This is a genomic window from Chloroflexota bacterium, assembly GCA_026706485.1.
Lineage (GTDB): Bacteria > Chloroflexota > UBA11872 > UBA11872 > UBA11872 > JAJECS01.
Map to the genome: position 1 here is coordinate 120,801 of JAPOYR010000012.1, position 18,855 is coordinate 139,655.

16 protein-coding genes and 1 tRNA gene are annotated in these 18,855 nt (G+C 67.0%); 11 read left to right on the forward strand and 6 right to left on the reverse strand.

Annotation, left to right across the window (positions count from 1 at the left end):
* Nucleotides 1-3 precede the first annotated feature (3 nt).
* From OXG79_13415 to OXG79_13435, 5 genes are all read left to right on the forward strand, one after another.
* On the forward strand, nucleotides 4-279 hold the full coding sequence (locus tag OXG79_13415; protein MCY3784763.1) for a hypothetical protein: 276 nt from the start codon (nucleotides 4-6) through the stop codon (nucleotides 277-279).
* Nucleotides 280-288: 9 nt separating this feature from the next.
* The gene (locus tag OXG79_13420) at nucleotides 289-1,443 is read left to right on the forward strand and encodes an aromatic ring-hydroxylating dioxygenase subunit alpha (protein MCY3784764.1); all 1,155 of its coding nucleotides are present in this window, start codon (nucleotides 289-291) and stop codon (nucleotides 1,441-1,443) included.
* Nucleotides 1,443-2,501 carry a ferredoxin--NADP reductase gene (locus tag OXG79_13425; protein MCY3784765.1) on the forward strand — a complete coding sequence of 353 codons (1,059 nt, stop codon included), beginning with the start codon at nucleotides 1,443-1,445 and terminating at the stop codon, nucleotides 2,499-2,501. Before OXG79_13420 ends, OXG79_13425 begins: the two co-directional genes overlap by 1 nt.
* 151 nt (nucleotides 2,502-2,652) lie before the next feature.
* On the forward strand, nucleotides 2,653-3,516 hold the full coding sequence (locus tag OXG79_13430; protein MCY3784766.1) for a nucleoside hydrolase: 864 nt from the start codon (nucleotides 2,653-2,655) through the stop codon (nucleotides 3,514-3,516).
* Entirely contained in the window at nucleotides 3,513-4,784 is a 1,272-nt protein-coding gene (locus OXG79_13435) for a nucleotidyltransferase domain-containing protein (protein MCY3784767.1), read from the forward strand. The genes OXG79_13430 and OXG79_13435 overlap by 4 nt, the downstream gene beginning before the upstream one ends.
* Nucleotides 4,785-4,794: 10 nt before the next feature.
* On the opposite strand, the gene OXG79_13440 is transcribed toward OXG79_13435, so the two are convergent.
* Nucleotides 4,795-5,367, reverse strand: coding sequence for a VanZ family protein (locus tag OXG79_13440; protein MCY3784768.1), 573 nt, complete (start codon nucleotides 5,365-5,367; stop codon nucleotides 4,795-4,797).
* An 85-nt stretch (nucleotides 5,368-5,452) separates the two neighbouring features.
* Between OXG79_13440 and OXG79_13445 the strand changes: the two genes are divergently transcribed.
* Together OXG79_13445 and OXG79_13450 are read left to right on the forward strand one after the other, a co-directional pair.
* Nucleotides 5,453-6,631, forward strand: a complete 1,179-nt coding sequence (locus OXG79_13445; protein ID MCY3784769.1) for a pyridoxal phosphate-dependent aminotransferase — start codon at nucleotides 5,453-5,455, stop codon at nucleotides 6,629-6,631.
* A 24-nt stretch (nucleotides 6,632-6,655) separates the two neighbouring features.
* A complete protein-coding gene (locus OXG79_13450) occupies nucleotides 6,656-8,503 on the forward strand; it encodes an AAA family ATPase (GenBank protein MCY3784770.1) in 1,848 nt (615 codons plus the stop codon).
* A 40-nt stretch (nucleotides 8,504-8,543) separates the two neighbouring features.
* Here the strand turns inward: OXG79_13450 and OXG79_13455 are convergent, their stop codons facing one another.
* The gene (locus OXG79_13455; GenBank protein ID MCY3784771.1) at nucleotides 8,544-9,605 is read right to left on the reverse strand and encodes an Ldh family oxidoreductase; all 1,062 of its coding nucleotides are present in this window, start codon (nucleotides 9,603-9,605) and stop codon (nucleotides 8,544-8,546) included.
* 200 nt (nucleotides 9,606-9,805) lie between these two features.
* Here OXG79_13455 and OXG79_13460 point away from each other — a divergent pair, with 200 nt between their 5' ends.
* Nucleotides 9,806-11,638 (forward strand): hypothetical protein, encoded by a 1,833-nt coding sequence (locus OXG79_13460; GenBank protein MCY3784772.1) that lies wholly within the window; start codon nucleotides 9,806-9,808, stop codon nucleotides 11,636-11,638.
* Between the two features lie 293 nt (nucleotides 11,639-11,931).
* On the opposite strand, the gene OXG79_13465 is transcribed toward OXG79_13460, so the two are convergent.
* Nucleotides 11,932-12,987 carry an Ldh family oxidoreductase gene (locus OXG79_13465; protein ID MCY3784773.1) on the reverse strand — a complete coding sequence of 352 codons (1,056 nt, stop codon included), beginning with the start codon at nucleotides 12,985-12,987 and terminating at the stop codon, nucleotides 11,932-11,934.
* A 101-nt stretch (nucleotides 12,988-13,088) separates the two neighbouring features.
* Here OXG79_13465 and OXG79_13470 point away from each other — a divergent pair, with 101 nt between their 5' ends.
* Nucleotides 13,089-14,252, forward strand: coding sequence for an iron-containing alcohol dehydrogenase (locus tag OXG79_13470; GenBank protein ID MCY3784774.1), 1,164 nt, complete (start codon nucleotides 13,089-13,091; stop codon nucleotides 14,250-14,252).
* 131 nt (nucleotides 14,253-14,383) lie between these two features.
* On the opposite strand, the gene OXG79_13475 is transcribed toward OXG79_13470, so the two are convergent.
* Nucleotides 14,384-15,520, reverse strand: a complete 1,137-nt coding sequence (locus OXG79_13475) for a Fic family protein (GenBank protein MCY3784775.1) — start codon at nucleotides 15,518-15,520, stop codon at nucleotides 14,384-14,386.
* A gap of 141 nt (nucleotides 15,521-15,661) precedes the next feature.
* Nucleotides 15,662-16,768 carry an NAD/NADP octopine/nopaline dehydrogenase family protein gene (locus OXG79_13480; protein MCY3784776.1) on the reverse strand — a complete coding sequence of 369 codons (1,107 nt, stop codon included), beginning with the start codon at nucleotides 16,766-16,768 and terminating at the stop codon, nucleotides 15,662-15,664.
* Between the two features lie 124 nt (nucleotides 16,769-16,892).
* Between OXG79_13480 and OXG79_13485 the strand changes: the two genes are divergently transcribed.
* On the forward strand, nucleotides 16,893-17,927 hold the full coding sequence (locus OXG79_13485; protein ID MCY3784777.1) for a C-terminal binding protein: 1,035 nt from the start codon (nucleotides 16,893-16,895) through the stop codon (nucleotides 17,925-17,927).
* An 80-nt stretch (nucleotides 17,928-18,007) separates the two neighbouring features.
* Here the strand turns inward: OXG79_13485 and OXG79_13490 are convergent.
* Nucleotides 18,008-18,083: transfer RNA gene (locus tag OXG79_13490), tRNA-Met, on the reverse strand.
* Between the two features lie 144 nt (nucleotides 18,084-18,227).
* Between OXG79_13490 and OXG79_13495 the strand changes: the two genes are divergently transcribed.
* Complete coding sequence (locus tag OXG79_13495; protein MCY3784778.1) at nucleotides 18,228-18,833, forward strand: hypothetical protein; 606 nt, start codon at nucleotides 18,228-18,230, stop codon at nucleotides 18,831-18,833.
* Nucleotides 18,834-18,855: the final 22 nt, after the last annotated feature.

The following is an 18,855-nucleotide window of genomic DNA, read 5'->3' on the forward strand; positions in this document are numbered from 1 at the left end:
ACGATGGGCCATTTCGCGGAGTTGGCCACCCGGACCAAAGCCCCGACGGTCCTTGCGCTGGTTGTGCTCTTGACGGCGACCGCGCTGGGATGGATGTGGGTATGGGGAGTCTTTTTCTTCTATTGGGCCGTCGTTGGCATCGTGGCGCAGCAGGCATTCGTGGTGCAGACGGTTCGACGCGACGAGAACCCTGTGCTGTTCTGGGTCATCAGCGTGTCGTGGCTGGCACTGTCCGGCTTGATGATTCTGAGCAGCGTCTTCTCGTGGGCCACGGGCTAGCCCGCGCCCATGGACCGTCGCCGCACCATGCCCGTCCTCCCGGTGGAGGCCTACACCTCCCAGGAGTGGTTTGACCGCGAGCGGGAGCGCATCTTTTCCCGCACTTGGGCCTACGCCGGCTTTGCCGAGGACATCAGCGAGCCGGGGCAATATCTTTCGGTGCAGGCCGGGCTCAACAACATCTTCATCGTCATGGGGCGGGACCGCCGGCTGCGCGCGTTTCACAATATTTGCCGTCACCGTGGCACGCAGTTGCTCCGCGCGGTGGGACAGACCCAGCGCGCCATCGTCTGCCCCTACCACGATTGGACGTACGACCTCGAGGGACAGCTCATCTCCGTGCCCAACCGCGAGCAGGAGTTCCCGAACCTGGACCTGAGTTGCATCGCGCTAAAGGCCGCTTCCGTGGACCTCTGGCGCGGAATGTTGTGGGTGCACCCCGAGGCGAGTGCCGGATCCATCATGCGTTGGTTCGGCGATGTCGAGTCCCACCTCGGCCCCCACAATGTGGACCAGTTGGTGGAGGACCCGAAAAGTCGCACCGAGCACACCATCGCGGCCAACTGGAAGATCGTGGTGGAAAACTACATCGACGGCTACCACCTGGCGCACCTGCATTCCGGCACCCTGGCGATGTATGACCATTCCCGCATCGAATCGGGGTTCGTGGGGCCGCACTTCGCCTTTTGGGAGCCGCTGGCGCCGGAGTACGCCAAACGCCTCGAGCAGAGTGCTCCGTATCCGCTGGTTGTCCCCACGGAGCAGGCTGGCGCGTGGGTGCCGATGCTGTTCCCCGGCATTGGCTTGGCCGAGACCGAGAGCTCCTGGTCCATTTTTCACGTCACGCCCCTCGCCCCCGACCGGACGCGCGTGGTGACCCGAACCAAAACAGCCGATGCTTCGATCTGGGCCTACATGCACCAGGCGGTTCGCTCGTACGGCTTCTGGGCTGGCCGGGTCCGGGGCAAGTTCGCTGGAGACGGCGACTCCGATGACCCCATGGCATCGGGCGACTTCATGGCCGAAGACGTGTACGCCTGCGAGCAACAGCAACGGTCGCTGCGAAGCCCCTACTTCGAGCATGGCCCCTCCTCGGTCCGTGGCGAGGCCGGCGTCCGGCGGCACCAGCAGCTGGTGCAGGAGTGGGTGGCGGGCGATGCGTGATGCGCGGCGAATTCCACCGCCTGCGCGTGCTCGCAACCCAGGCGGAGACGCCACAGGCCACCAGCATTGTCTTTCAGGTGCCGCCGGCCAGCAGCGGGACGTTCCGCTGGCGCGCCGGCCAGCACATCACCCTGCGTCTGCGAATTGACGGTGCCGAGGTCCGCCGCACCTACTCCATCTCCGAGACTCCGGCCGCCGGGGCCCCACTGCGCATAACCGTCAAGCGCGTGGCCGGCGGCCTTGTGTCCAACCACATCAACGACCATGTCGGCGCGGGCGACACGATGGAGGTGCTGCCGCCATTCGGCAGCTTCAGTCTGGACGCCGACCCGCAGGCGCGGCGCACGCACTATTTCTTTGGCGCTGGCAGCGGAATCACCCCGCTGTACGCGATGATCCGCTCCGTCCTCGCGGCCGAACCCTACTCCGTGGCCCGGCTCGCCTACGGCAACGCCAACGTCGACGCGATCATCTTTCGTGATGCCCTCGCCAGACTGGAAGCGAGCGGCGGCGGCCGGCTGACCGTTCGGCATGTCCTCTCCGCACCCTCCGATCAATCTGCCTTCAGCTACTGGCGGCACGGCCGAATCGACGCCGCCACCGTCGCTGCATTCATTGACGCCCATCCGCCCTACGCCCAGGACACTCGTTACTACGTCTGCGGGCCGGGTGGGATGAATGCCGCCGTGCGCGCGGCCCTGCGCGGGCTGGACGTGCCGGAAGTCCGCATCTTTAGCGAGAGTTTTGGCGCGGTGGCGCCGCCGGACGACTCGGTCGTCGGGGTGGCCGCCGAGGCGCGGGTGAGGCTGAATGGCCAGACGCTGACCGTCCCGGTCGCTGCCGGCCAAACGGTGCTGCATGCGGTGCGCGCGGCCGGTGGTCAGCCACCCTACTCCTGCGAGTCGGGCGTCTGTGGCGCCTGCCGTGCCTGGCTGCGAGATGGCGCCGCCCACCTGCGCGCGCGGATGGCCCTCACGGACGCCGAGGCGGACCGAGGCGTTGTCCTGACCTGCCAGGCCCTCCCGACGACCTCGCACCTGACCGTAGACTACGACTGAACGGGCCGCACGGCGCCGCCATTTGCCTCCACCGACCGCAGCCGCCCCAGCCTGAAGCTGGAGCGCCGCGTGTGATCGGCACATCAATGCCCGGTGCCGACCGCGTGCCCGCTGCGCAAGGGCGCTTGGACGACGACGGCAGGCGGACGGCGTGATCTCGCTCATCCTCGACACGGACATCGGCGACGACGTGGACGACGCCTTTGCGTTGGCCTTCGCCGCGCGGCACCCGGCAATCCGCCTCTGCGCCGTGACGACCGTGCTGGGCGACACGCGCTGGCGGGCGGCGCTGTCGCTGCGCCTGCTTGACGAGTTGGGCGTCGGCGATGTTCCAGTGGCCGCGGGCGAGCCGGACGGCGGCATCGAGGGCATTCCCCTGTCCGGCGATGTCGTGCTGCCCCAGGGCCGCGACGATCCTCGCCGCGATCCCCGGTCGGCCATCGATCTCATGGCCGACATGATCGCCACCGCGCCGGACCCCGTGTGGCTGGCAATCATCGGTCCCGCGACGAACGCCGCCGCCCTCCTGGCCGATCGCCCCGAGGCGCTCGATCGCCTGGCCGGGATCGTCATGATGGGCGGCCGGCACGATCCGAACAACCCGCGCGAGCACAACTTCGGCGCCGATCCCGCCGCTGCGGCCGCCGTGTGCAACAGCGGCCGGCGCGTGCGGGTGGGCGATTACCTCGTCACGTCCCAGGCGAAGCTCCGGCGGGACGACCTGGCCCGGGTGCGACGCGCGCCAGGCATTGGCGCCTCGCTGGGGCTCATGCTCGAAACCTACCTGGACCGGCGCAATCGCGATTGGACCAGCATGTACGACCCCGCGGTGCTCACGCTGGCATTGGGCGAGCAATTTCTGCGACTCGGTCTGACCTCCAGGCGCGCCGAGGTTGAGTCGGGCCAGGTTTGGTTTCGGGTCGCGAGTGAAGCAACCGAATTGCGCATCGCGGCATCGATCGGCGCCGCGGCCTTTCGCCGCGAACTGCTCGACGTCATCGGAAGTAACGGGTGAGACTGCCCCGGAACCCCGACCTGGCCCCCGACAGCCCGCAGTTTCGACTCATCGACTCAGCGCGCATGGTGCTGGAGCAGGACGCCACGATCGAGGTGGTGTGGGTCGGCGGAAGCATTGCCGAAGGCACGGCGGACCGCTGGTCGGACGTGGACCTTCGCCTCGCCGTCGAGGAAGCCGATCTTCCCGCGGTCGTCGACACCATTCCGGAAACGCTGCCGGCGATCCATCCGGTGCTGGGATGGTTCAGCCGGACCCTTCGCGGTGGACACCTCGTCGTCGTCACCTTCGAGGGCCCGCTGCGCGTGGACGTCGAGATCGCAACGCCGGCGGTCCTGCGCGGCCCGCGGCACGAGGCGGTGGCGCCGCTGATCGACCGGGACGGGCAGGTGGCGCGATTCGCCGACAAACCCTTCGCGCCGCCTCGACTCACGCCGGCGGAGTTGATCGAGCGTGAAGCGGCGCGGATTCCGTCCGAGGCGGGACGCCTGCGGCAGGCCATCCAAGCCCGCTCGATTCTGGCGGCGATGCAGGCCCAGGCCACGCTGCTGGAGTCCGCCCAGCGCCTGCTTCTGCTGCTGCGCGACCCGCGCGCCGCAGGCCTTGCCGGGCCCAAGCACGCGGCGGACGCGCTGACGGCCGCCGATGTCGAGCCGCTCCTGGCTCCCCTGGGCGATTGGAGCGCCGCCTGGCCCGAACCGGCGGCAGATTCCATCGACCCCACCCTCGATATCCTGCGTCCGCTCGCGGCGGAGATACGGAATCGCCACGGGGCAACTGTTCCCCTGCATCCAGTGCCGCCGGATCCGGAACGCGCTCCGGCTGGTTCGAGCTACTTCAGCCGCGGTGCACTCACGGCGGCCGGAGCCGTTGAGGCCGCCCACAACCTGCTGGTGCACGCCATGGTCGGCGCCAGCTACTACAACCGCGGCCTGTACACCGGGCTGCTCTGGGGCTATGCCATGGCGGCGCAACTCGCCGCCGACCTGGCCCGCGTGCGCCCGCGAACGCCGGAGCTCGCGGCCCGGCTCGCGCCCGCCGACGCGGCCGCGTTCGAGTCCGCCCTGCGGCCGCTGCGGCTCGGCGGCGTCGAGGCCGTCCGCCTTGTCGCGGCCAACGTGTCGGCGTTGTATTCGCGCTACCTCGAGCGCGCCTGCGCCGCGCTCGGCGTGGCCTACCAGCGGCGGCTCGACCGCGAGGTCAACGCCTATCTATTCCGCGAAGGTGTGTTCGCCTACGACGTAACCGCCGCCAACCTCTCGCCGTGAACCCGGCTGCTCACTCCAGCCGCCCGCTCGCGCCGCGTGCTCGCCGCCGCGCCCAACCCAGCGCGATGCACGCCCCCACCGCCGTCGTGCTGGCGAGCACGTTGAACAGGATGTCTCGCGCGTCAAATACGCGGTTGGGCAGAACCGCCTGAATGCCCTCGTCGAGCAGGCCCAACGACCCGGTCGCGAGAACGGCGACCAGGGGCGGCAGCGGAACCCGCCGACCCTGGCGCGCGCGCTCGGCCAGCGCTTCGTAAACGAAGACGCCCACCACGCCGTATTCCATTAGGTGGGTGCGCTCTTCCTGACCAGTCATCAGCCGCGCGACCATCAACAGGTAGGCCGCCGCGATGCCCAGCGCGACGGCGATCTCCACCCCGCCCGGACGCACTTGCAGCCCCTGCGTGACGATGGTCATCCCTACCAGAACCAGGCCGCAGGCCACGGCGGCCGGCAGCCACCCGCGCTCGTGCAGGACCTGGGCCAAAACCGGCGCCAGGCCCAGGGTGGCGTAGATCGCCACCAGGACGGCCAGCGTCCAGAGCCAAAGGCGCCGCTCCCGCCTCGAGGCGAAGAAGCTCATGTCTGGCACTGTAGCGGGAGCGGCCGCTGGTTCTTCCGCCGTCAGGCACAATGAGCGCCGCCGACTCTTATCCGAAGGCTGGCCCGTGAAGATCTCGCAGCGTGTTCAAGACTTGGCCGAATCGGGAACCATTGCCGTCAGCAACAAGGTTGCGGCGATGCGGGCCCAGGGGATCGACGTCGTGAGCCTGGGCGCCGGAGAGCCCGACTTCGACACGCCCGACCACATCAAGGCGGCCGCGGCGGCGGCCCTAGACGGCGGCGAGACCAAATACGCCAAGCCGGCCTCGGGCGTGCCCGAGCTCAAGCATGCCGTCGTCGCCAAGCTGAATCGCGAGAACGGCCTCACCTACTCCACCGACCAGGTCGTCGCCAGCGTCGGCGGCAAGGAAGCGCTCTACCTGGCCTTCGCCACCCTGCTCGACCCGGGCGACGAGGTCATCATCCCCGCGCCCTACTGGGTGTCCTACCCGGAGCAGGTCAAGCTGGCCGGCGGCGTGCCCGTGTTCGTCAACGCGGGCGCGGAGGCCGGATTCCGGATCACCCCCGACCAGCTGCGCGACGCGCTCACGCCGCGCACGCGCGTGCTCGTGTTCAACTCGCCCAGCAATCCCACCGGCGCCGCCTATTCGCCCGAGGAAACCGACGCGCTGGCGGCGGTGCTGGCCGACACCGACGTGGTCACCTTCAGCGACGAGATGTACGACCGCTTGCTGTTTGGCGGCCGAGAGTTCAAGAGCTTCGCCGCCACCTCGGCGCACGCCTACGATCACACCATCACCTTCAACGCGGGCTCGAAGTCCTACTCCATGACCGGCTGGCGCATCGGCTACGCCGCCGGCCCGGTGGACGTGATCAAGGGCATGGCCAAGCTCCAGTCGCAAACGACCAGCGGGGCGGCCACCTTCACCATGCACGCGCTGGCTGCCGCCCTCAACGGCGACCAGTCCTGCGTGGAGGCCATGCGCGTCGAGTTCGAGCGCCGCGGCAAGTTCCTCAGCGACCGCCTGAACGCCTTGGACGGCGTGGTCTGTCCCGAGCCGGGCGGCGCCTTCTACGCCTTTCCCGATGTCTCTGGCACGTTTGAAGCCAAGGGCGTGTCCGGCTCGACCGAGTGGGCCGGTCGCCTGCTGGAAGACGCCCACGTCGGCGTGGTGCCGGGCAGCGACTTCGGCGCCGACGCCTGCGTCCGCCTCAGCTTCGCCACCAGCATGGCGGCGCTGGAAACCGCCCTGGACCGGATCGAGGGATTCCTGGCTGGCTGACGTAGCGCGGAAAGGGCGGGGTCCATGGCGGAGATGTCTCTATTCCTCGGACATGACTTCGACCGGGCGCTCAATCCACTTGACGAGCGGCTAAAGCAAGAAACGACCGAGGCGGTACAACGCCTCTGCGCGAATCGGTTCAGCCCGGGCCTCCATGACGAGTTGTTGCACCGGTTGAGTAGTGGCCTCGAAGTCCGCTCGGCTCGGGTCACTCGGGCCTATCGCTTAGTCTTTGCCAGGCATGAGTCCCGAATCGTCGTGCTTTGGGTCGACAACCACGACGAGGCCTACAACTGGGCAGACCGCCACCGCAGGGAAATCCCGCGGCGATTCGAGCGAACGAACCTACGCCGCGTTGCGGGAGGACCAGCACCCGTGCCGCGAGTTGCGCCTGAGGATCCCGTACCGGTACCTAATCCCGACTTGCTTGATGAGATGGCGGCACGCGGATTCGAGCAATACTTTGCGGCCCTCGATGACGACCAGCGCTACTTGGTTGAGTACGACGAGCGCAAACGACAGGGGCTCATGTTTGTCACCGCCGGAGCGGGCACGGGCAAGACCTCCATTGCGATCTGGCGGGCACTGCGCCAGGCGACTCAGCAGGAACAGGACTACAGGGGCGTGCTGTATCTCTGCTTCAACCGCGTGCTGATGAAGACCGTCCGCAATACGATCGACACGCTCGCCCCACCGGAGATGGCGAGCCAAATCGAGGTACAAACGTTCCACGGCTGGGCGGATGCATATCTGCAGAAGCGCGTCGAAGGCTTTGCGGTGGCCGCAGCCATCGACACGGACGGTCAGTGGCTGAAGCGGGCGATCACCGAGGAGTTCCCCCGCTTGTCGCCTTCCGCGCGAGACCAACTCCCCGGATGGTCCGCGCAGGACTTGCACGACGAAATCTCGAATGTGCTCGCCCCAAACCAGTTTGATGATGTTGGGCCGTATATGAACCTCACACGGCCAGAGAGCGAGGGCCTCAGGAGGCTGCGCCAACCCCAGCGCCGGGTGATATGGGAACTGCACCAGCGCATACGCTGTCGCCCTGATGCTAAGGGCACCTGGGATGACCTGATCGCACGAGGTCGCGAAGCTCTCGCGTCCGATGCCGACCCGCCGATCTACCGTGCCGTCATCGTGGACGAGGCGCAGGATTGCAGCCCCGTTATGGCGCGGCTTGCTAGGACTCTCGTCGCCGGTGAGGAGTGGCGGCTGTTGGTTCTTGCCGATCCGGCTCAGCTGGTCTACCGGGGACGCTTTCGCTGGGCAAAGCGCGAATTCAGCCCCCGCGGCAGTCAGGCCCGCGTCATGCTCCGCCCCTACCGCTCGACCCGCCAGATTCATGCGCTGGCCGCCTCACTCTACGCAGACGTGGATGAGATGCGCCGTGAAGTCGGCCAGATGGCCCAAGCTCAACGCGAAGGCCCATTGCCACGGCTCGTCAGACTTACCGCTTACTCAGAGGCTTACGCTTTCGTCGCCAAGCAAATTCGCAAGGAGATCAAGGAAGGGAGCCAGGCCGGGCAGATTGCTGTGCTGACAAAATCAAACTCCCAGCGCAACGCTGTGTTGGGAGCGCTTGGCGGGATGGGCATTCCCGCTCTGACCGTGGACCGCAATGCTGCGCCGGACGGCGCTAGAGTCTCACTAATGACAGTGCATGCGGCGAAGGGGTTGGACTTCGTTTCCGTCTATCTGCTCGACATTGATGTACGCCGCGCGCCAATCGACCTTCGGCGTGGGCAGCTATACGTTGCCCTCACGCGATCCAGCCGCAACCTGTGCATCGTCCGCCTTCCGACATTCGAACCGTCGCCAACGGTGCTGGACGACCTCAATCCTGATTGCTACGAGTCGGTGGATCCGTAGGACGCTCGACTGAAGGGGACCGCATACACGACCATTCGGGCTAAGCCCCCATCTCTTTCGACCCGCGCGCCAGCCCGTCCAACTCGTCCCGATCCAGCCCCAGGCTGTCGGCCGTGTCCAGGATCGCCGTCCACGTCGCCTCTGCCACCGGCAGGCCGGCCGTACTCAGCGTCTCCCGCGAGCGTCGCTCGGTGTCGCCGGGTATCAGCACCTCGTCGAAGCCGGCGGCCGGGCGCGTGTTTCGCATGCGGTCGAACGTGTCGCGAGAGGCCGGGTCGTATCCGTCGCCCCGATCGAAGGCGTTGGTGTCGACGGCCATGGCAAACGTGCCGATGCGCACGTTGATCTCGGGGTTGATGGCGCCGGTGAGATTGGCGGCCAGGATCTCCGTCATCAGTGACAGGCCGTAGCCCTTGTGACCCGCCATATGGAGCAGCACGCCGCCGTCATAGAGGTCGCCGGGATTCGTTGACGGCTGTCCATCGCCGTCCAGGATCTGGCCGGGCGGCAACTGCGTGCCCTTCGCCAGCGCCACCCGCACCTTGCCCTCCGCGGTGGCCGTGGTGGCGAAATCCACGATCAGCGGATCGGTTCCCTCCGCCGGGGCGCCAAAGGCCATGGGATTCGTGCTCAGCCGCCCCTCTGCGCCGCCGAACGGCGCCGCCCGCATCGTGCCCGGCCCGCCCGCGGCCATAAGGTAGACCACGCCCAGATCGGCTCCCAACTCCGCCCACTCACCAAGGCGCCCGATGTGGTTGCAATGAAAGATGCCGCCAATCGCCACGCGCGACGTCTTGGCCTTCGCCGCCAGGCGTAACGTCAAATCCTCCGCCGCCAGGTGACCGAATCCATATTGGGCGTCCAGCAAGACCGTGGTGTCGGACTCGGATGCCACCACCGGGCCCACCGCGGGAATGAACGCGCCCTGGCGGATGCGGTCGATGTAGTCGGGGATGCGAATCACGCCGTGCGAGGGATGCCCCGACAGGTCGGCGCGCACCAGCCACGTCGCGATCTTGGCGGACGCCTCGGCGGGCGTCCCCGCAGCTTCCAGAATCCGCGCCGTGGCGGCAGTCAGGGGTTCGGCGGAAAACGTCGGCATGCGTTCCTCAGGTCATTCCAGGCGGCGCCACCGGCACAGCCGATCCGCATCATACGCAGCGGCCTGCGCTTGCGCCCCGATGGCGGCGTGGCTGCCGCCGACGGCTACCTGACTGCGAGGTCTTGTCAATCGCGTGCAAAGTATGCACAGGTAAACTGGTTGTCCGATCACAGCGCCTCACTCGATAGGAACGTCCTTTCATGACTTTCACCCTGCGCCGCGCCCGACTCGGCGCCTTGCTGGTCGCGCTGTTGCTCATCAGCATCGCGATCGCGGCGCCCTCCTTCGCCGACTCGCACGCCAGCCTTTCCGCCGTCGTGACGCGAAGCACCTTCTTTGAGCCCGACGCCCACCTGGCGCACAACGTCCCGGATCTGCGCCTGACGGTTGGGGACGGCGAGGTCGACTGCAACTTCCTCACGCACTACGAGTCGACCGGCGGCGACATCCGCTGGGGTTTCGCCACCTCCGAAGTCATCGAAGAAGACGGCGGCAGCCTGACGCAGTACTACCAACGTGGCGTCGTGGACTGCCACGAACGTGACGGCATGTGGCGCCTGGAGCGGCGGCTGGTGTGGGATTACCTCGGTGGCGGCGAGGGCGACGCGCCCGATCTCGGCGTCGAGCCCGACCTGCTGAGTCAGCGACCCGGTCGGCCGTCGGGGCCGTGGGGACACCGCGTGTCCAACTTCGCCATTGACGGCACCCCCACCGGATTCCTCGACTTCTACTACGAGTTAGGCGGCATGCAGGCGTTTGGCCTGCCCAAGAGCGACGCCCGTCTGGACGACACGCCGGGCGCCATGCTCGCCATCGAGGGCGCCGACCCCGGCGTCATCCGGCAGTACTTCCAGGCCGCGGTGTTCGAATCCTGGCCGGACAGCGACCAACCCGTGCAGCTACGTTTCCTCGGCGACGCCGTCCGCGACGTGAACTACCCCTATGCCAGCCACCGGGTGATCGAGAGCTTCCAGGCGGCCGAGCCCCTGAGCGATGGCGACACCTACGCGCCCGAGAGCGTCTCGGTCGGGGACGCGCTGTTCATGCTCTACGAAGTCACCAACGGAGACCACGACGCCTACGTGGCGCGGCAGCGTGACGCGCTCGTCGCGCTCTACGATGCTGCCAACGGCGACGACTGGAACAAGAACGACAACTGGCTCAGCGATGCGCCGCTCGGCGAGTGGTTCGGCGTCACCACGGACATCCACGACCGCGTCGTCGATTTGGACCTCTCGCAGAACCAGTTGAGCGGCACGCTCCCGCCCGAGATCGGCCAGCTCACCGCCCTCCGGCGACTGGATGTCCAGGGCAATCAGCTGCAAGGCGAGATTCCGCCCGAGATCGGCGACCTGGACAACGTGACCCATCTCTCCCTCTGGGCCAATCAGTTCAGCGGGTCCATCCCCACTGAGATGGGCGACATGGCCAGCCTGCAGTGGGCCGCGCTGGGCATCAATGAGTTGACCGGCCCGATTCCTCCCGAGTTGGGCAACCTGTCGACGGCCACCCATCTGGACTTCACCCTGAATCAGCTCAGCGGCGAGATCCCAGCCGAGCTGGGCAACCTCACCAACCTGGTCTGGCTGACCTTCTGGAGCAACCGGTTGACGGGCCCAATTCCACCTGAGTTGGGCAAGCTCACCAATCTGGAACAGCTGGACCTGGACACCAATCGGCTGAGCGGCCCAATCCCGCCCGAGCTGGGCAACCTCGTCAACCTTGACGAGCTGTGGCTGCGTGTCAACGAGTTGACCGGTGAGATTCCGCCTGAGTTGGGCAACCTCACCAGCCTGCAAGTGCTGGGTCTCAGCCAAAACTCACTGACCGGTGAGATTCCGTCCGAGTTGGACAACCTCACCAGCCTGCGAAGCGTCTATCTTGCGGGCAATCAGTTCACCGGCTGCGTGCCCGCGGCGTTGGCGGCGATTCCCAGAGGCGATGTGGACGAGGTCGAGTTGCCGCCCTGTGAAGCCGAAGAGTCGGAGGACATGGAGGACACGGAGGATTCGGAGGGCGCGACAGAGGTCTAGGCCTGCCTCGAATGGGGCGGGTTTGAAACTCGTCCCGCTCGCCGCGCGTCCGGTTGCGTCGGCCTTGTCCGGCGCCCTCTCCCAATGGAGACCTTGTCGTAATCCTCCGTCATTCCCGCGAAGGCGGGAATCCACCCTTCCTGGAATCTGGGAGCGGATGGGGTTCGCCCGGTCGTCCACGAGCATTGCCGGGTATTGCAGAGGTTTCCTATGGGAGAGGAGTAGAGCCTGCCCGGTCCTCAATACGGGGTAAGGGCGCCGGCGCCCCCAGTCTCCGCCCGGCCCCTTTGCCGCTACCCCGCCCCGCTCGCCAGGGCGTTGACCTCGTCGGCCGACACCCCCACCTTCTCGGCGCTGTCGAGGTAGAGCTCCCAGGTCGAGTCGGGAATGTCCAGCGGCTGCCCGGCCAGGGCGCGGCACGAGGCGCGCTCGAAATCTCCCGGCACCTGAACTTCGGTGAATCCCGGCGCGGGGCGCGTGTTGCGCAGGCGCTGTAGGTTGGCGCGGATGCCGCGCCGCACGTCCTCGGCGTCACCGAACGCCCCGGGGTCGATCGCCAGCGCGAAGCCGCCGGCAGGATTCTCGCCGCCCTCCACCGCGGTGCCCACCAGGTTGGCGCCCAGCAACGACACCATCAGGCCAACGGCATAGCCCTTATGGCCGCCAAACGGCACCAACATCCCACCCTCGTAGAGTTTTGCCGGGTCGTTGGTCGGTCGCCCGTCCTGGTCCAGCAGCCAGCCGTCCGGCACCGGCAGGCCTTTGTCGCGGTAGACCCGCACCTTGCCCTCGGCGGATGCCGTCGTCGCCATGTCGATCAGCATGCCGTCGTCCTCGGTCGCCGGCGCGCCGAAGGTGAACGGCAGCGTGCCCACCCGCGGCTCCGCCCCTCCGAAGGGGGCCGCGATGTCGGCCGCTCCCCCGGCCCAACCCATACAGAGATACGAGATCACGCCCAACTCGTTGCCAAGCTCGCCCCACTCGCCCAGGCGGCCGATGTGGGTCACGTTGGTCATGCCGCCAATGGCGACCGACGACTCCTTGGCCTTGGCCGCTACCACGCGCGTGAGCAGCTCGGCCGCGAAGTGCCCAAAGCCCAGGTTGCCCTCGATCAGGACTGTGGTCGCGGTCTCCGACACGATGGTCGGGCGCTCGGCGGGCTTCATCTTGCCTTCGAGAATCAGCCCCACGTACTCCGGTACCCGCTGGAACCCGTGCGAGGGATGCCCCGCCAGGTTCGAGTTGGCCAGCCATTGGGCCAGCTGGTCGGCAATGTCGTCCGGCGCTCCGGCGGCCCCAAGGACGCGACTGGAGGCCTCGGTGAGTCCCTCGACAGGAAAGCTGGGCATGAAAGCGGACCTTCTCGCACCGCGGCGCGTGAGCATGGTACGCGCCCGGCCGGGCATCGGCGCATAATGGCGGGCTTGCCGGCTTAGCGAGACTTGCGGCTATGACTTTCGGCCCTTCACCTTCGACCTTTCGGACCACGCCCACGCTTGTCTTCGGACGTGGAGCGATCCTTGAGCTCCCGGATCAACTGCGCCGCGCGGGCGCCGGCCGCGTCTTGATCGTCACTGATCCCGGCATCGCCGCATGTGGCGTTCTGGCGCAGGTTGAGGAGTTGCTTCGAGACGCCGGATTCTCGTTCGGCCTCTATACCGACGTCGTGCCCGAACCCCCCAGCCCGAGCGTGGACGCCTGCGCCGAGGCCATCAAGGCCGACGGCGCGGACGTGGTTGTGGGTCTCGGCGGCGGCAGCGCCATGGACACCTCGCAGATCGCCGCCTGCCTGGTGACCAACGGCGGTACGACCGAAGACTGGCTGGGCGTCGAGATCCTCGAAAAGCCCGGCGTTCCCACAATCAGCGTTCCCACCACCGCGGGCACCGCGTCCGAGCTGACCGGCAACGCGGTCATCGTGCTGGCGGACCAGTCCAACAAGATGTCCGTCGTGAGCCCCTACATCTACCCGAAAGCGGCGATCGTCGATCCGGCGCTCACGGACTCGGTACCGCCGGACGTCACCGCGGCCACAGGCATGGACGCCTTCTGCCACGCCACCGAGTCGTTCATCTCGGTCAAAGCCACGCCGCACACGCGCCTTTATGCCGCCGAGTCGATGCGGCGCGTCGTGGAGTACCTGCCGCGCGCGGTGGCCGACGGCAGCGACACTGAGGCCCGCGACGAGCTGGCCTACGCTTGTGTCATGGCTGGCTACACCCTGGCCAACGCCGGCACGATCATCGTCCACGCCATGGCGCACGCCATCGGCGCCTGGGCCAAGATCCCCCACGGCGTGGCCAACACCCTCTGCCTGCTGCCCGTGATGGGCTTCTGCGCCGAGCGCGTGCCAGCGCTCGTGGGCGGTATGGCCGAGCCGCTGGGCGCTCCGAACGGCGCCAACGACGCCGACCGCGCCCAGGCAACGCTGGACGCCATGCGGGGGCTGATAGATGGCGTCGGTCTGTCCACCCGCCTCGGCGAGACCGGCGTGCAGCGCGACTGGCTGCCCGAGGTCGCCCGTGTCACCCACGGCAGCCGCCGCCTCATGGACCAAAGCCCCGCCCAACCGACCGAAGCGGAGCTCCTGGCCATGCTCGAGGCGGCGTACTAGGAGGGGCCCTGCGTAATCCCTCCGTCATTCCGGCGAAGGCCGGAATCCAGTCCGGTCAAACCTAGAGCCGCGTCGGACGCCTTCCGAACAACGGGTCGCGATCCCGCCCGTACCGGCCGGGCAAACGTCTCCTAGGCGGGGATGAACCGGTCCATGACGTCGATGTTCGCAACCAGGTCGTTCTCGTCGCGGACCACCAGTTCTAGCTCGGTCAGGATTTTCAGGTCACGCCGAAATGTGCGGTCGCCGACACCTCTATAGAGTGCGGCGGCCACTTGCATACCGGGTACGCCGACGAAGGCTCCGGGCAGGTGCAGGTGGGCTAGATCGTGTACAAGCTCAAGCATGCGCGCGCGCCGCTCGCGACTCAACCGCGGGTACTTATCGAGCATTTCACGCGCGTAATCTCGATAGGCCGTGACCTTAACCTGATCGAGCACCTCGCGGTGGACGAATTCGAGCTCGGCGACCAGACCTTCCAACCCGAAGACGATGAATGGGGTCAAGTCGCCGCCATGATCGAAGCGGGCATCCGTGAGTTCCTGGATGTACCGATCGCGTTCGCGGTAGTAGAAGTTCGCCAGCGAGTAGAAGCCGAACGCATTCACGCCCGCCCGATAGAGCAGAAAGCTCTCGACGGCGCGTGCCGTCCGGCCGTTGCCGTCGCCGAAGGGGTGGATGCTCACCAGATAGAAGTGCGCGGCAATAGCGCGGACGATGCCGTCCCAGCCGGACGGCTCGTCTTCGCGAAACCACCTGAGGAACTCTTGCATGAGCGCCTCGATCTCGTCATGCGTTCTCGGCGGCGTGTAGTCCCCGACGCTGACGGCGTGTGACCGGTAGTGCCCCGGTTGGTTGTGGGCGTAGTCGATGTTATCCGTCGTCAGGCGGTGGATCTCGCGGATGAGGGCTTCGTCGAGCTGACGGCCAGGGTTCTTTGTGAGCTCGTCGTGAATGGCCCGCATGGCGTTGTGGGCGTTGCGCGCCTCCTGTTCCATGCGGGCCCGTCCTGGCGGAAGTACCGGTTCGTCGTCCGCTGCCGCGATCACCTCGGCCGCTTCGGTCTCGCTCAAGTCGCCCCCTTCGATCCCGGTGGTTCCTCGCACGGCGCGCAGGATGTTCAAACTGTCGAAGTGGCTTCTGACGAGCGGCGTGACCGGAATCCCGCGAATCACCTCTGCCAATGCGTGCGCTCGAGCGACAGCCGCCACCACGCGGTGGGACCCCACGTCGACCCGCATCTCGAACGAGACGTCCCAAGTGGGCACGCATTCCCCCCGAATTGTGATGACAACGGTGGTGTCATTGTCCACCTAGATGTCACGGCATACAAACCTGTTAATTGGAGTGTTTTGGAGTGACAATGACCCGGTCATTGTCCACGGCTACCAGCAGCCGTGGAACCTCCCCTAGCCCCCACCACCCGTCACGAAAGCCCGAATCTCGTCGCCCGTCAGACCGTCGATGCCGAGGTCGGCCAGCGTGCGCCGGTTGGTGTCCAGCGGCTCCTGCAGCACGGTCAGACCCAGGGCCACCACGGCGTCGATGATCGGGGTCGGCACGCCCAGCGCGGTGCCCAAGCCGGACCACGCGCGCAGGCCGTAGGGCACGTCCTCCGACAGCCAGCGCGTGTCTAGCTGGCCGGGGGCCTTCAGCGCGGTCAGCATCGCGCTGCCGTTGATGGTGGCCCAGAGATCGGGCGGTTCGGCGCGCGGACCGAACCCGGCGGCGGCGAACGCCTCGGCCGCGTCCGACAGGTCGTGGCCCAGCGCCGCCGCCACCGCGCGGCGCTCCGCGTCCAGCGCCATGATCGCCCGCACCACGCCCGGCGTGACGCCCTCGTCGTAGAAGTAGAACTCCCCCCGCGATCGCTCGACGCGCCCGGCATTGAGCAGCACGCCAGGCGGATGGACCACCGGGTTCATCGCGCTCAGCCCGCAAGCCAGCACGTCTGCCACCGGCGAAATGCCGGGGAACAGCGGGGCCAGTCGCTCATGCACTTGCGCCGTGGCCGTGGACGGAAACACGCCCAGGCCCATTGCCGGCACCACGCCCCAGATCGTGGCGCCGTCGGGCTGGGTCTTGCGGCAGACGTAGGGCGCGGTGTCGGTTTCGGCGATTGGAATGACCGGCGCGCCGGCCTCATGCAGCAGGCGCGCCACCTCCAGCGCCCCGAGCGTCCCCGGCATCAGCGTCAGGGTGTGGCTCGGGCGAATGTGCGGGGCCAGCGCCCGCGCCCACGGCGCATGGCCATAGGCCGGCACGATCAGCAACAGGGTGTCCGAGGCGGCCGCGGCGGCGCCCACGTTGTCCGTGATCATGTCGATCCGCGCCGCGCCCGTGTGCGCCACGCCGTGCAGCTCGATCACACGGTCTTCGCGCACCGGATCGAGGGCTTCGGCGAACGCCGGCAGCTCCCCCAGTGTCACCGAGTGCCCGGCGAGCGTCAGGTTGGCCGCCGTGGCGAACCCGGTATTCCCCGCGCCCAGCACCACCACAGATTCACCCGACGCCATGTGGCCCTCCAGCTTCCCGGCACTCGTCCTCGACCCGGCACAGTATGACGCCTGAGGGCGAGAGTCCGGAGTCGATGGGTGCGGTACGGTGGCTGCAATCTCGTATCCAAGCGGGATCAGTCGCATGCCCGACAAGCCGTTCCGCGTCGCGCTGGCCAACGGGCTGCGCTACGCCTCCGTGCTCGACTTCACCCACCTACTCGACGCCGTCGGAGCCACGCTGACGGTCGTCGACGCCCCCACGTCGGATGACCAGGCCGTGGAGCGGCTGGCGGGCTACGACGGGATCATCTGGCCGCACGGCCCCTATCGGCTCACGCCGTTTGAGCAGCTCCCCGATCTGCAGGGCGTCATAGCCCCGACTGTGGGCGTGGACCACGTCGACCTGGACGCGGCCACCGCCGCCGGCGTGGTGGTGGGCAATCTCCCGGCCTTCGCCACGGAGCAGACGGCGGACGCGGCGATGTTTCTCATCATCGGCTCGGTGCGCCGGGTGCCCCAGATGTGGGCGCAGTGGCGCCAGGGCAACCGCGCCATCCCGGCCTGGGAGGCCCAAATCAGGCCCATCGGCGACATGCGCGGGGCCACCCTGGCGCTCATCGGCTTCGGTCGCATCGCACGCGCCGTGGCGGTGCGGGCGCAGAGCTTTGGCATGCGCTGCATCGCCTACGGTCCCACCGTGTCGTCCTGGGAGGCCGCCTCTCTCGGCGTGGAGCTGGTCGACCTGGACACGGCCTTCGCGACCGGCGACGCGGTGTCCGTGCACCTCCCGCTGAACGCCGGCACCCACCACTTCGTGAACGGCGACCTGCTGGCCCGCATGAAGTCGTCCGCCGTGCTCATCAACGTGTCGCGCGGGGCGGTGGTCGACGAGGCGGCGCTGCTGGAGGCGCTGCAGGCGGGTCGCATCGCCGGCGCCGGGCTGGACGTATTCGAGCAGGAGCCGGTGACTCCGGACAACCCGCTGGTGGACTTGCCCAATGTGCTCTGGCTGCCCCACGCGGGAGGCTCGTCCGAGGAGGGCATCCGCCGCGTCGGCGAAGGCTCAGCCGAACAAATGGCCTGGCTGGCCGAAGGCTACTGGCCGCGCCACGTCGCGAATCCTGGGATCCAACCCAGAGTCCCCCTGCAACGGCGAGGCTATCCAAAGCGCGACTGATCGAGCGAATCCACCGGGATTGTGGGGGCCAATCCCAGGCTGCACGCAGCCTGGGCCACCGGATCGAGAGTGGGCTCGCGTGGTTGCGGGGGTCGGATTCGAACCGACGACCTCCGGGTTATGAGCCCGACGAGCTACCACTGCTCCACCCCGCCAAGCATTCTAGCTGTTGGCCAGCCGCGGGGCGAGGCATTTCGTCTGCGCCTAGAGATTCAGCTTGCAGAAAGCAGGTCAGTGGGAGCACGCCAATGAACGATAATACGGTGATCGGTCGCGCCTCAAGACACGAGAATTGGGTTCATGAATCGAGAGCCTCAAACCTTCACGCAGTCCGTCGTTGTTGCCATCGTCGGTGCCGTGACGACTGTCTTCGCAACAGTTGGGCTAATCGCCGTCATGGACAACTTCGGCGCACCAGCAGCACTGATTCCCATCGGTCTCGGAGTAGCTACGGGATTAGTCTTGTGGGTAGCTTTGATATGGCTGAATCGGTGGCAGGCAGCTCAAGCATTGGCTGCAAGGGAAGGCAAAGAGCTTCGCGAGATTCAAGAGAGAATATATCAGGTAATGAGATTAGTGAATAATCAACTCTACAAGAAGATGACCTTAGACCCAGATGAACAGATTGATCTGAAACGTGTTGAAAGGGAATTGCGCAGGCTAAACATCTCGTATCCGGTATTGGAAGATCGTGCCCAGGACCTCTTCCCTTTTTTCGATAGCTGGGCAGCATTCCTCATAAAGCTCCACCCTTTAGCTCAACGCGAAGACATCAAAGCAGCAAGAGCGCTTTGGCATGATGGTATCGAGCCAAGGGCTGGCATCGTCGGACGCTTACGGCAGACGGTTCGATTCGGATGGTGCAAGCTGCGAACGATCCGCGGGCAACATTTCCGGGACGGTTAGTGGTCGTATTGTGGAGATGGAA